Below are 12,270 nucleotides of genomic sequence, written 5' to 3' on the forward strand. Positions count from 1 at the left end.
TACTCTACTTTGCTCGGCCGACTACTTGCACGGCGGGCAGTCACCCGGTCCGGAAACGGGCTTAATGCAGTGCCATCCTTAGTACAGTGCCATCCTTAATACAGTGCCGGCGCGTCTGTCCGTGAAGGCTCCTGGGGCTCGCCGGCCGGCAGCGCCACTGTGAAGGTGCTTCCGCTGCCGGGCTCACTGCTGCAGGAGATGCTGCCCCCATGGCGTTCCACGATGGACTTGGTAATGGACAGTCCCAGCCCGACGCCCGGAATCGCGGCCTGACGGGCAGCGTTTGTCCGGAAGAACCGGGTGAAAATCCTGGCCGACTCGTCCACGGTCATCCCCATTCCCGTGTCCTTCACTTCAAGCCGGACCCATCCGTCGTTCCGCTCGGCCCGTATCGTCACCAGTCCGCCATCAGGGGAATACTTGATGGCGTTGGATACCAAATTGTCCAAGGCCTGTCCCAGCCTCAAGGGGTCTGCGTTCGCCCACAGGGGTGCCGGAACGTCGGCGACTAGGCCCACGTTGGCAGCGTCAGCGTGCGCCCGTGCAGAAACCAAGCTATTTTCGACCAGACCGGCCAAATCCGTGCGCCGCAGATGTACGCTCTCTACTGCCGCGGCTGACGAGAGCAGGTCCTCCACCAATGCCCGGAGCCGCTCGGCATTCCGCTCCGCAATTTCCAAGCCAAGCCTTGTTGCCGGCTGAAGCTCCTGGGCGCGGCGCAGCACAAGATCGATGTTGCCCAAGATCGAGGTCAGCGGGGAACCGAACTCGTGCGAGACGTTGGCAACCAATTCATCCTTGGCCGCAAGTGCATCGAAAACATCAGTCACGTCCTTGAAGACGATCACCGCGCCGCCAAATCCGTCCTCGACGTCGCTCTTCATACCCCGCGCGGCGGTAGAGATAGCCCGTTGGTCGGAACCGGCGCCGAACCAAAGGAGATAATCGGAAAATGTTTCCCCTTGAACGGCCCTCCGAACAGGGCCCTTTTCATGTTGAATCGGTGTCCGCCTGTCCTGGCCGAAAACCAGCCAGTCTTCCTCTGCGGGCCCCCGCGGGCCTTCGGCAGGCATTGCCATCTTGAGGAATGCCTTTTGTTGGTTGTTGATCAGGAGGGTTTCGCCCTTGGAATCGACGGCGACAATTCCGACGTCGATCGTGTCCAGGATTGTCTTGAGCAGCGTTTCCCGCTCCCTGCTGGCGGCCAACAATTGCCGCAGGACGTGATCCCGCTGGCTTACTCGCCGTTGCTGGAGGCGAGCATTTGAGCCCGCCAAACGAATAGACACTGCCATTGCGAACATCATGAGGGGCAAAAGCAGCACAGAAGAAATGTCCGATGCGGTGGGACGGGGAAAGTGCGAAACCACGGGCGGAAGCGCAATGATGAAAGGACCCGCAAAACTGAGGATCAGGCTTGTCCTGAAAGCATGCCTGAGGCAGACAGCCAGATCAGGGGAAAGATCGCCAAGGTGATGAGGCCGGGTATCGCGCTTAAAGCGCCGTTTCGCGTGAACCAGAGGGCAACAAGATCCAAAATAGGGATTGCCAGGCCTGCGCTCGGCGCCAATCGCTCCCACGGGACCAGCAGGCAGCTCAGGAACAAGACGCCATGGAGAAGGACTCCCGTAACGAATAACCAATTTTGAATTAACCCCGGCCAAAGAGTTGGTGCCGCGATCGCCAAGCCCGCGATGATGAGCGTTAGTGGCAATTCACAGACAGCCAGCCGGGCGCGAGGCGTGAGCTTTCTAAAGAAACGCGCGGCCGCGCGGAAAAACGGCTGCTCACTCAAAGTCGAGACCCTTCGTTGGAGATTCGCGAACCAATTACTGCCCCACGCGATTCCCGAAGGAAGCGCCCGGAGTCCCCTATTCCCCCAAGGAACCACAATACGACGGTCCGAACGATCAAACTGGAGGTTCGGACCGGCGCTTAATCCACATATTAGATGCCAGATGGCTTCAATGCTTGTATCGTGAGTATTTGGGTGGCATTTACCGCATTGCGCTGGGCTTTGCGGCGATGAGCACCCTCAAGGATGTCCAATGAGCGAGCCTGGGGTAGCTGTAGTCATTGAGGATGACGAAGATGTGCGAAATCTGGTTGACGCCATCCTCAAAGAAGCCGGATTTGTGGTGCACTCTGCGGCCACCGGACGCGAAGGCGTCGAAGTGGTGCGAGATCATCGTGCCTCCGTGGTGACGCTCGACGTCGGGCTTCCGGATATGGACGGCCACGAGGTCCTGCGGCGTATTCGGCAATTCAGCGACGCGTATGTCGTGATGCTGACGGCCAGGCGCGACGAGCCCGACACGTTGACGGCTTTCCTCACTGGCGCGGACGACTACGTCAAAAAGCCGTTCTTGCCGCGTGAATTGAGGGCCCGGGTCACCGCCATGATGCGGCGGCCACGCGCGGAAGGCAGGCTTGCGTTGCCGGAGGAAGGTCGCGGTTACGGGGGGCCCGGCGGCGGTTCGGTCGGGGCCGGTTACCCGGCCGGTTCGACAGTGGCCGACGGCGTTTCAGCTTGGGCCGGTTCAGCCGGGCCCGAGCAAGGTGTGATCAAGCACAATGGCTTGGCCCTGAACTACAAATCACGCACGGTGACGCTTCAAGGTTCAGCCCTGACGTTGACGAGAAGCGAATTCGATCTCCTCTTCGACCTGCTTCGCGCCAAAGGCGAGGTGCGCACCCGGGCTGACCTTGTGAGGGCAGCGCGCGGTGACTACTACGACGACGATGCGTACATCAGCGACGCCGACGAACGTGCTGTTGAGACCCACATCGGGAACCTCCGCCGAAAGCTTCGTGAAGATCCACAGTCGCCACGCTTTCTACAGACTGTCCGAGGAGTCGGGTATCGGCTCACGCCGAAAAGACCAGATTAATTAGGCGAGCGTCAATCGTTCCGGAGGACGTAACTGTCCTTGAGTTCCTGGACCGTTAGGTGCCCGCATTCTGCCACTTCCTTCAGCAGGGGCCGGGCCTCACGCAGTTCACTATTTCGAATGCGTTCCTCCAGTTGCGCTGCAAGTACCGCAAGGCGAACACCGCCAACCATGATGGACGAGGTTCTGAGGCTTAGGACAGCGTTCAGGGCCGCGGCAACGTCGCCGCGCTCGACGGCGGTCGCGAGGATTTCGTATCGCTTCACCCAGAGTTTTGTGAAGTCGCCGGCAAACGTGCGTGCGATCAGCGGATTGTCCACTTGATCTTCCAGGAGTTGGAATTCCGCGAGGTCCAGTACGGGAAGTTCGGCAAGCGGGACGATGGGCAGCTCATTGGAAGCGTCACCTGAGCCGGGATGGCTCGGATTTGAATCCTCGTTGACATCGCTGGAACCTGAACTGAACATAGCCCAATGCTACTTTCTGAATTCCGGAAAAAACTGAACTTATGCCTATCTTAAGGAAATCTTAGGCCTTTCTTGATTTAAACCCTTTTATCCAGCTCGCCCAATTCGGAGAATGCGGTATTCCGCTCAGCCGCCGCTGAAGGTGGCTATAGCGTTGATGACAGCCGGCCCCAGGATGGTGATGAACAGCACGGGGAAGATAAAGAGCAGAAGCGGGAAGAGGACCATCACCGGAAGCTTCATCGCCTTCTCTTCGGCACGTTGGCGGCGCTTCACCCGCATCACCTTCGCTTGGACCCGCAAGACCCGGCTGATGGCAATGCCGTAAGTATCCGCCTGAATCACGGCCTGTACGAAGCTTCGGAGCTCCGGAACGTTGGTACGTTCAGCGAGAGCCAGATAGGACTCGCGGCGGCTCCGTCCAACCTGCATGTCCTGCAGGGTCCGCACCAACTCCTCAGCCAACGGCCCTTTCCCGTTTTCTCCGGCGCGGGCCATCGCTCCTTCAAAACCGAGTCCCGCTTCGACCGATATCAGCATTTGGTCCATGGTATTTGCGAGTTCCAATTGCATGGCCTTTTGGCGCTCTTGCCCTTTGCTGTATAGCATCAAGTCCGGGATAAAGTATCCAAGCAATACAACAAATATCCCCACGAGCTTAAGGAATCCGCTTGAGCTGTTGGCACTGATCAAAAAGCCAAAAAGTGCGCCAGACGATCCAAGCAGCGGTTTGGCTGCGAGGACGCGTCCCAAAGGAAGCGACGGCGGACGACCGGCCAATGCCAGCAGCCGGTCCAGCTTCTGGACGTAGCTTCCGGGAGTCAGGCGATAGCCAATGAGCTCGAGTCCACCGCCACGACTTTGTGGACCGGCCTCGGCAATGTTTTCGCCCCTCGTCAAAAGCACTCGCACGGCGCGTTGGGCTTTGCGGTCAACCGACAGGAAGGACCAGGCGAGGTAGGCGATAGGCAGGGGAACTAACAGCAGCGAAAGAAGGAGAGAGGGATTCACGGGTCACCTCAAAACTTCAAGTCGATGATCTTGCGCATCCAGAGACCGCCGATCGTCATGAGAATGACTGACAACCCGATCATTCCCCAACCAAGCGGCTGAGTGAACATCACGTTCATGTAGCCGGGGTTGACAAGCAAGAGCATTGTGACGATGCCGAAGGGAAGCGCCATCAGGATGTATCCCGAGAACTTTCCCTCCGCGGCCAAGGATTTGATATGTCCCTTGATCTCGCTGCGTTCGCGTATGGTCTCGTTGACCTGGTCGAAGACCTCCGCAAGGTTTCCGCCCACCTCGCGGTTGATTTGGATGGCTTGTGCAATCCACACAAAGTCCTCGCTCCGCATTCGCACCGCTGTGTCGTTCAGCGATGCCTCAAGATCGCGGCCAAGGCTTGTCTCTGTAATGATCCGCCGCATTTCCTCGGACGTGGGGCTGGCAGATTCTGTGGCCGCAGCGTCGATGGCACGAAGTATGCTGTGCCCGGCCCGCAAGCCACCAGCCAGTAGTTGGAGGGTGTCCCCAAGCTGAGCATCGAATTTCGCCCGCCTCTTGCCGGCCAAGGAGCTGAGGATGAGCCGTGCCACGAAAGGCGCCGGAATGAAGAATAAGATGGCGAGGAACGGGCCGCCGACGACCAGCCCGATCAAGGCACCCACGAAGGCACCGGCAATCACAAGGATGAAGAAATCCGCCTGGCGCATACGCAGCCCGGCATTCTCCAGTTGCTCACGGTTGAAGAGCCGAACGTTACGCCTGGTCAGGACCCCACCAACCACGTCGGCGGCGGAACCTGCAAAACGCGTCAGTTGGGAGCCTGAGCCTACTTGATGAGGCCGCCTTCGATCGAACGGAACTTCGGGGGTTTTCGGCAAGATCACGGCCACCCCGATGAGCAGGATGGCTGAAAACATCAACGCCGTTCCGGTCAAGAGCATCATTTTCCGCTCACGTCCTTGCCGCTGTTGCTGTTGCCAGGGGAGCGGCGAATACTCCGGGAGATACATGAATGCCCAAGTCATCGAAGCGGTCGATGAAGCGCGGACGGATACCCGTTGGGACCGGCCGTCCAAGAAACCTTCCGTGGGCGTCGACGCCGGCCGAGTAGTCAAAAACAAAGGCGTCTTGAAGGGTGACAATGTCACCTTCCATGCCCTGAACCTCAGTCACGTGTGTGATGCGGCGCGTTCCGTCCCGCAACCGGGAGATCTGGATGATGAGATTCACGGCGGACGCTATTTGCTCACGGATTGCCCGCAATGGCAGGTCCATGCCTGCCATGAGCACCAGGGTTTCGAGACGCGCCACGGCGTCGCGCGGGGAATTCGAGTGCACCGTGGAGAGGGAACCATCGTGACCGGTGTTCATGGCCTGCAGCATGTCGAGGGACTCTCCACCGCGGACCTCGCCGACGACGATCCTGTCCGGACGCATACGAAGCGAGTTCCTGAGCAGCTCCCTGATGGTCACTGCGCCCTTGCCCTCGGTGTTCGGTGGCCTGCTCTCAAGCCTGACCACATGTTGCTGCTGGATCTGCAGTTCTACGGCATCTTCAATGGTGACAATGCGGTTGTCTTCCGGGATGAAAGATGAGAGCACATTCAACAATGTGGTCTTGCCGGTTCCGGTGCCTCCGGAAACAATGATGTTCAGTTTCGCTTTGACGCAAGCATTGAGGAGTTCAGCCATCTCGGGTGTCAGGGTGCCGAAATCGATCAGGTTTCTGATGGTCAACGGTATTTTGCTGAATTTTCGGATGGTCAGAGACGAGCCGCCCACTGCAAGTGGAGGGATCACTGCGTTGACTCGGGACCCGTCCTCAAGCCGCGCGTCAACAAGGGGGGACGACTCGTCGATCCTGCGCCCCACCTTCGAAACGATGCGTTCAATGACCCTCCGGAGATGGTCCTCGGAGCTGAATCCGGAATCCGTCAGGGTGAGCTTGCCGTTTCGTTCGACGTAGATCTGGTCCATCCTGTTGACCATGATTTCGGTGACTTCTGGATCGTCCAGCAGGCGTTGGAGCGGCCCATAGCCAAGGACGTCGTCCGCCACGTCCGCCACGAGCCTACTGCGCTCGTCCGCGGACAGCGGGACCTGCTCGGCGTCGATGATCCGGATGAGTTCTTCCCGAGCAGTGGACCGCAACTCACGTTCGCTGACACTCGAATCGTTGAATCTCGCTCCTAGCCGCTCGAACAACGCCGTGGCGGCGCGCACCTTGAGGGCGGCGAACGCATCCACCGGTTGCTGGGACCTGGGCTTCGGCGAGTCAGGGATGTCTGACAGCTTGACTGAAGTGTGGGGATTTATGGCGCCGCCGGGCTTCCCCGCGGGATGTTGCATGACTTGCTGAGTGGATTCAGCGAATGTCGGTTGAGGCGTAGAGAGCGCGCTCGGGCCAAGGCCCACCCCCGCGCCGAGCTGCGCTTCCCTCTTGTCCTCGGAAGCATGGAGGCGTTCGGACAGCTTCATTAGACCACTACCCTTCTGTGCAGTTTGCGCTGTGCCGTGGCACGCCACGTGGGATTGAAGCGCTCTACAAGTTGCTTGAGTCCCCTGACGGCCGGATCCTTCACCGCGTCCTGCAGCACGGGAATGCCGCGGTTGGTGGAGAACGCCACGGCCTTCGATCGAGGGATGCTGACGTCAACCGGGGCGCCGACGGTCGATTCGACGTCCTGGACCGACAGCCCGGATTTGGAATCTGCCATGTTAAGCACCACGTGCCGGGTTTCCGGTAACAGATTCAGCCTGCGGAGAATGTCCAGGCCGGAACGGAGGCCTCGGACGCTTGGAACGTCCATGCCCGTTACCCACACAGCGTCCGAGCATTGTTCAAGGGCGGCGAGTCCGATTTCGGGTAGTCCGGGTGCCGTATCCACCACGACGTACTGGAACTCTTGGGCCAGCTGTTCGAGGAGCCGACCCACCTGTTCCGGCGAGATCCCGTCTGCTTCGACGGGGTCCTTCGGCGCGCACAAGGCATAAATGCTTGCCGGGTGGACAGTGAGAAAGGCCTTGAGTACCAGGGAATCCTGGCTGGCCGAAGGAGTGACGGCATCGGTGACAGTGTGTTCCGGATTGAGGTAGAGCCCGGAGGCAACATCACCGAATTGCAGGTCCAGATCCACGATCACCACGCTCATTGGTGCGATCTTGCCTAACCCCACTGCGATGTTGGTGGCGATTGTCGTCTTGCCCACACCGCCCTTGGGGGAAAAGACGCCGATCACCAAGCCCTTCGGCGAGCCCGGTTGCTTGGGTTCCATGGTGCGCTGCCGGCTGGCGAATGACTGGCACGCGCGCTCAAGCATCACCCGTATCTGGGCCAGATCCGCGGCCGGGCTCATGATGTCGCGAATGCCGGACCGCATGGCTTGGAGGACGAATTCGGGATCCAGTTCACTGACAAGGATGACGCTCAGCTCCGGCAACTGGACATCGAAAACCCTGGCAAGGCGCAGTGCGTCCTCCACTGGCACGTCGGGTCCCAGAATCAGCACTTCGAGTTGTTCCTGGTTGAGCGCGCCGAAGAGTTCTGCTGGATCGGCCGGCAAAATGCTCGTGAAGAAGGTCTGCACGCTTCCGGGCAGGCCACCCGCGACGGCTTGGCGCAACCGTTGGTCAAAGTCCGTGCTGGGTGTAATCAGGACAAATCGGCTCACTTGTACACCCCGCTCTGCTGCATGACAGTGGGGCCACTGTCTTTGGCATCCAACGGCTCTTTGCTGAGCCAGATCTTTTCGAACTCGGCGGCGAAGACAATCTTGGATGCGTCCACATCGCTAACAGCAACGGTCAGCAAGAGGGATCCTGTGGGAAGTGCGCTGTCCTTGGAGCCGGCCGCACCCGAACTGGGATTCGGCGTCGCCTGTGCACTCGCTGCTGCTTGGGGGGCGCGTTGGACCATGGTCACAAGAACCTTGTGAATCGCCAATTCGGTAGTTTGCTTGTCCGGCTTCGCCTCGATTCCGCCGCTGGGCATGGAGATGAATATTCCAATGTGGTCGCCAGGAACCAGCAGTCCCCCGACCACCCGCTGGGGTTCCAGTTGAAAGGAGACCTCCTGCAGCCCTACCGGCACCTTGACGTCCCCCGGAGTTTTGAGTGCATCCGGGGCCACCAAACGTTCGGCCACCAACGTCTCACCAGGACCAGGCCGACGGCGGCCACCTTGCCGGTGGAGTCGGCGAGTGTGTGCAGGGCCGACTGCGGGACGGCCGATTGCGGGAGTTGCTCGGTAACGAGGGAATCCTTCATGGCGTCCACCGAGGTCCCGGCAGGAATGGCCGCCTTGACCACCAGCACGTCAACAGGCGCCAGGTTCTGGACTGCCCGTTGGTCCGCGCCTTGCGCGTAGGAGAAGACGAGAATCACCCCGACGACGGCCAGCAGTGCCGCTGCCGATCCGGCCAACAAGCGTGACTTCACTTACTACTCCTGTGCTCAAAAAATGGATGAAAACTAGTTGGTGAGACGGACAATGGTGGCCCCGTAGGCGTCTACCGGCCCCAGAGTGTAGCCGTCCGCCAGCGAGACATACTTGACGAAACTCCCGATGATTCCGCGGCAGCTTCCGGTGCAGGAAAGCGTTGGAGACACGTAGGGACTGTTGTTATGGAAACTGTCCGGAAGACTGTTGTTGCCCCCGCTGAACTTCCACCCCGTCACTTTGAATGCGGCGAAGGACACGAGATGGTAGATAGCCCCGGCTCCTGTACCTGTTGCAACGTCGAAGACCGGGAGCAGAACGATGACATCCCCACCAGCGGTGAGCGTGTCGCCCCACTTTTGAAGCGTGGCTAAACAGTTTCCCGGCAAACTGTTCCCCGAGGAACTGCCGGCTTCGCTGGTGGCGAGGTTGATCGTGCTGCCACACAACCCGGCATCCTGGGCTAGCCACCCGAAACCCCCAGGCACCGCAGCCCCGGAGGGGCCGTAATTGCAGCTGGGATTGGCACCGGAGCCGTGATTCTGAAGTAGTTGCAAGGCTCCCCCGATATATCCCTGCACCTGGCAGATGGAATACGCGAGGGGAAATGGGGTGGTGCCGGCGACGGCGCTCCCCCACTGAACGCTGGAGGTGGTCACAACGTTGCTCGTGCTGAAGCCCAGGACACGCGCGAAAAAGAGCGAAACGGCGTTCGGCGCACCGCCGGCCTGCTGGGCTCCGGCGGTCATCGTGACTTTCCGGTTGTTCAGATCCAAGCTGACAGATTTGATGTTGCCCAAGCCATCGTTTGCGTTCTTGTTGGCCATGTCTGTCGCGACCTGGGACGTGGCGGAACAATTCGGATCGCTCGTGTTCGCTGCGCATTTCTGCGCCACGGCGAGGGCGGCTGCGTCGGACCCGTTCTGTACTTGCGCCCTTTCCGAGTACAGCATTCCCGCGTCCACTGCGAGTGCGGCAAAACCGAGCAGCACCACCAGCATGAGAGCGACAAGAACGGCAATCGCACCGCGCTCGCCGTCGTCGTGGATCATCAGCCGCCGCATACCATGACTCCTACTCCTTGCATGGGGAAAGGCCCCGCGATTCCCGTGAGGGTGCTGAGGGTGTACTTGATGGTCACGGACATCTGGGCACCGGAGGTACAGCTGGCCGGACTGAAAGTGAAGTTCGTGTCTGCCAGCTGTGGATTTAACGACACGGCAGCGTTCTTCGCCGCAGTCTTGGCAGCCGTTTGGTCATTCGAGATTGCCATGACGCGGACGCCTTCACGGGCCGCGTTCGACAGCGACACCTGAACGTTGTAAGCCCTGCCGAATTCCATGATGCCCAGGAGCAGCATGATCAGGAGCGGTGCCAGGATGGCGAACTCGACTGCCACGGCACCGCGCTCTGAAGCCCTCGGCATGATGTTGCCCTCCCAGAGAACGGATAGTTCGAGTCAAGCAAAGTGGCGGCCGCCTGAACGCTGCCGCCACTCGGATTTGCTTGGTGTGCTGGCATTGCCCTCCCGGGCACTCGCCGCACGACTTCTAGGCGCAGGTGCCAGTACCACCCGAAGTGGTGGCAGCCGTCCAGGCCTTGCCGCTGACGGAGCACTGGACCTGGGAAAACGTCTCCCTGACCGTGCTGCCCAACAGCGTCACAGCGGCGATGATAACCACTGCGATGAGGGCGACCATGATGCCGTATTCGACGGCGGTAGCGCCGGATTCGTCGCGCCGCACGTGAGACGCCGACTTTAGGAAAGCGGAAAGCATTTGGGCTCCTTGTTGTCTGGTGCGAACGGGCGGGAGGAGGCCGGACGCCCTAGGGGCAGGTGTTCGTGGTGGTGTTCCACGTTTTACCGGACACTGAGCACTGGACCTGGCCGAACGTGTTCTTGACCGTCCCACCCAGCAGGGAGACTGCGGCGATGATGACAACGGCGATAAGGGCGACCATGATGCCGTATTCGACGGCGGTGGCGCCCTTTTCGTCACGACGGATACGGGATGCGGCGTTGGAGAAGAAAGCAAACATGTGAAACTCCTGAGCGAGTTGGGGGATGTGGGCTGGTCCAGCACCAGCTCTCTAGCAACTTAGCAACGCTCAATACCCCGTGGAGCAGTCCTTGGGACATCCTGTGTCAAGACTCGCGATCCTGCGCATTTCTTGGGTCAAACCTAGGGAAACCCTGCGATCTTGGGCTTCCGAGCCGAGCCCGACCAAAGGTGAGAAAACAGCGCAACGGCCCTGCCGCCGTCGGCCGCCAAGGATTCGCGCACGGAGGCGTGTGGACAGCGGCGAGATCGCGCCTTAGTGCGGGTCCAACGCGCGCTGGACTCCCTGATGGTCGCAAGCCTGGAGAACACGAATGAACTCGTCCATTGCTTCCGGCCCCTGATCGGTGTCAGCCACGCGAACAAGGTGGGAGGCGAGGACTGCGACCTTGACGTTCGTCATGCTGCTGCAACTCGCCAGCAGTTTGAAGGCAGCCTCGGAGCTGAGGAGCAACCGCCCCATCAGGATCCCGCGCGCCTGATTGATGACGCCGCGCGTAGCGTTTGCGCCCGCGACGGCGTCACGCGCCGCCTGCTCGGTTTCCCGACGCAGAGTGGAGGTCAGGTCGATCGTGGTCCCCTCTACCGCGACGGTCCCCGATGGGCCCAGTTTCGCATTCCCCGCCGTCAGCACGCGATGGGTATGCCCTTGTGCATCAACGATCCGGTGGTAGATGCAGAAGTGGCCGCCCTTACGGAATACCTCCGTGAGGATCTCCATTGTCCGCGGCCTGTCGTCGCGGTGTTTGTGCGACATCAGCAGCGCAAGCGTGGGCACCACTTCACCTCGCTGGTAGCCGTGGAGATTGAAGAGGCCGTCCGACCATTCCGCTTTCCCCGAGAGCGGGTCGAAGAGGAAGGTTCCAGCTAGAAAGCCGGGGGCGCCCAGTGCACTCGAGTACGTATAAGGGCTGTCCAGCATGACGCAAAAACTCGTTTCCTAAGCGTGCTTATTAATTCAGGGTGGGGTTCAGAATACAACGCCTCCCCGATCAGATCCTTGCACGCCGTAACAGTCGGTTCGCCTCGTCAGCTACTGAGCCCTTTTTCCTTACGGATGAACGAGGAACTGGGCGGTTAGATAGAACACAAAATCCAGGACACCTATGATCAAGCCTGCGATCGCGAGCCCGCGCCCACGCAAGCCGCGTTCCCTGATGCGCCGCAGGCTCACAACCGAAATCACGGCCCCGAGCAGGCCGGCCGCCGCAAAGACGATGAGGCCGACGCAGCTGATGACGAAACCCGCGATGGCGGCTTTGCTGAACGGGGCGCGCGCCGTGGCGGGCGCGTGGGGATTAGGTATCTGCGGGCCCTCGGACGGCCAGCGCTTTTCGGGAGGCTGGGGAAGTTGCGTCATGTGGTCTGCTCTTTCTGCAGGAACGGTGGTGTGCGTGAGCTTACGA

General features: G+C 60.2%; 16 protein-coding genes. 1 reads left to right on the top strand and 15 read right to left on the bottom strand.

Features of this window, described 5'->3' with window-relative positions; all coding sequences use genetic code 11:
- Positions 1-95 precede the first annotated feature (95 nt).
- Both ACF0H6_RS08030 and ACF0H6_RS08035 read right to left on the bottom strand, forming a co-directional pair.
- On the bottom strand, positions 96-1,295 hold the full coding sequence (locus ACF0H6_RS08030; RefSeq protein ID WP_395249133.1) for a sensor histidine kinase: 1,200 nt from the start codon (positions 1,293-1,295) through the stop codon (positions 96-98).
- A gap of 116 nt (positions 1,296-1,411) precedes the next feature.
- A complete protein-coding gene (locus tag ACF0H6_RS08035) occupies positions 1,412-1,795 on the bottom strand; it encodes a hypothetical protein (RefSeq protein ID WP_395249134.1) in 384 nt (127 codons plus the stop codon).
- Between the two features lie 253 nt (positions 1,796-2,048).
- On the opposite strand from ACF0H6_RS08035, the gene ACF0H6_RS08040 reads away from it, so the two are divergent.
- Entirely contained in the window at positions 2,049-2,891 is an 843-nt protein-coding gene (locus ACF0H6_RS08040; protein WP_395249135.1) for a response regulator transcription factor, read from the top strand.
- Positions 2,892-2,902: 11 nt separating this feature from the next.
- Here the strand turns inward: ACF0H6_RS08040 and ACF0H6_RS08045 are convergent, their stop codons facing one another.
- From ACF0H6_RS08045 to ACF0H6_RS08105, 13 genes are all read right to left on the bottom strand, one after another.
- Complete coding sequence (locus ACF0H6_RS08045; RefSeq protein ID WP_395249136.1) at positions 2,903-3,358, bottom strand: Hpt domain-containing protein; 456 nt, start codon at positions 3,356-3,358, stop codon at positions 2,903-2,905.
- Between the two features lie 126 nt (positions 3,359-3,484).
- The gene (locus tag ACF0H6_RS08050; RefSeq protein ID WP_395249137.1) at positions 3,485-4,369 is read right to left on the bottom strand and encodes a type II secretion system F family protein; all 885 of its coding nucleotides are present in this window, start codon (positions 4,367-4,369) and stop codon (positions 3,485-3,487) included.
- An 8-nt stretch (positions 4,370-4,377) separates the two neighbouring features.
- Positions 4,378-5,310: a type II secretion system F family protein gene (locus ACF0H6_RS08055; RefSeq protein ID WP_395249138.1), complete on the bottom strand. Its 933-nt coding sequence runs from the start codon at positions 5,308-5,310 to the stop codon at positions 4,378-4,380.
- Between the two features lie 7 nt (positions 5,311-5,317).
- A complete protein-coding gene (locus tag ACF0H6_RS08060) occupies positions 5,318-6,844 on the bottom strand; it encodes a CpaF family protein (RefSeq protein WP_395249139.1) in 1,527 nt (508 codons plus the stop codon).
- Positions 6,844-8,037 carry a CpaE family protein gene (locus ACF0H6_RS08065; RefSeq protein ID WP_395249140.1) on the bottom strand — a complete coding sequence of 398 codons (1,194 nt, stop codon included), beginning with the start codon at positions 8,035-8,037 and terminating at the stop codon, positions 6,844-6,846. Before ACF0H6_RS08065 ends, ACF0H6_RS08060 begins: the two co-directional genes overlap by 1 nt.
- Positions 8,034-8,510 carry an RcpC/CpaB family pilus assembly protein gene (locus ACF0H6_RS08070; RefSeq protein ID WP_395249141.1) on the bottom strand — a complete coding sequence of 159 codons (477 nt, stop codon included), beginning with the start codon at positions 8,508-8,510 and terminating at the stop codon, positions 8,034-8,036. Before ACF0H6_RS08070 ends, ACF0H6_RS08065 begins: the two co-directional genes overlap by 4 nt.
- A complete protein-coding gene (locus ACF0H6_RS08075; RefSeq protein ID WP_395249142.1) occupies positions 8,447-8,803 on the bottom strand; it encodes a hypothetical protein in 357 nt (118 codons plus the stop codon). Before ACF0H6_RS08075 ends, ACF0H6_RS08070 begins: the two co-directional genes overlap by 64 nt.
- Positions 8,804-8,836: 33 nt before the next feature.
- Positions 8,837-9,868, bottom strand: coding sequence for a pilus assembly protein TadG-related protein (locus tag ACF0H6_RS08080; RefSeq protein WP_395249143.1), 1,032 nt, complete (start codon positions 9,866-9,868; stop codon positions 8,837-8,839).
- Positions 9,856-10,230, bottom strand: coding sequence for a TadE/TadG family type IV pilus assembly protein (locus ACF0H6_RS08085; protein WP_395249144.1), 375 nt, complete (start codon positions 10,228-10,230; stop codon positions 9,856-9,858). The genes ACF0H6_RS08080 and ACF0H6_RS08085 overlap by 13 nt, the downstream gene beginning before the upstream one ends.
- 124 nt (positions 10,231-10,354) lie before the next feature.
- On the bottom strand, positions 10,355-10,582 hold the full coding sequence (locus ACF0H6_RS08090; RefSeq protein ID WP_395249145.1) for a Flp family type IVb pilin: 228 nt from the start codon (positions 10,580-10,582) through the stop codon (positions 10,355-10,357).
- Positions 10,583-10,631: 49 nt separating this feature from the next.
- Complete coding sequence (locus tag ACF0H6_RS08095) at positions 10,632-10,844, bottom strand: Flp family type IVb pilin (protein WP_395249146.1); 213 nt, start codon at positions 10,842-10,844, stop codon at positions 10,632-10,634.
- Between the two features lie 276 nt (positions 10,845-11,120).
- Positions 11,121-11,786 carry a PAS and ANTAR domain-containing protein gene (locus ACF0H6_RS08100; protein ID WP_395249147.1) on the bottom strand — a complete coding sequence of 222 codons (666 nt, stop codon included), beginning with the start codon at positions 11,784-11,786 and terminating at the stop codon, positions 11,121-11,123.
- A gap of 129 nt (positions 11,787-11,915) precedes the next feature.
- Complete coding sequence (locus ACF0H6_RS08105; RefSeq protein ID WP_395249148.1) at positions 11,916-12,224, bottom strand: DUF4190 domain-containing protein; 309 nt, start codon at positions 12,222-12,224, stop codon at positions 11,916-11,918.
- Between the last annotated feature and the right edge of the window lie 46 nt (positions 12,225-12,270).

Source organism: Arthrobacter sp. NA-172 (genome assembly GCF_043952055.1).
In the GTDB taxonomy this organism is placed as follows: Bacteria; Actinomycetota; Actinomycetes; order Actinomycetales; family Micrococcaceae; genus Arthrobacter.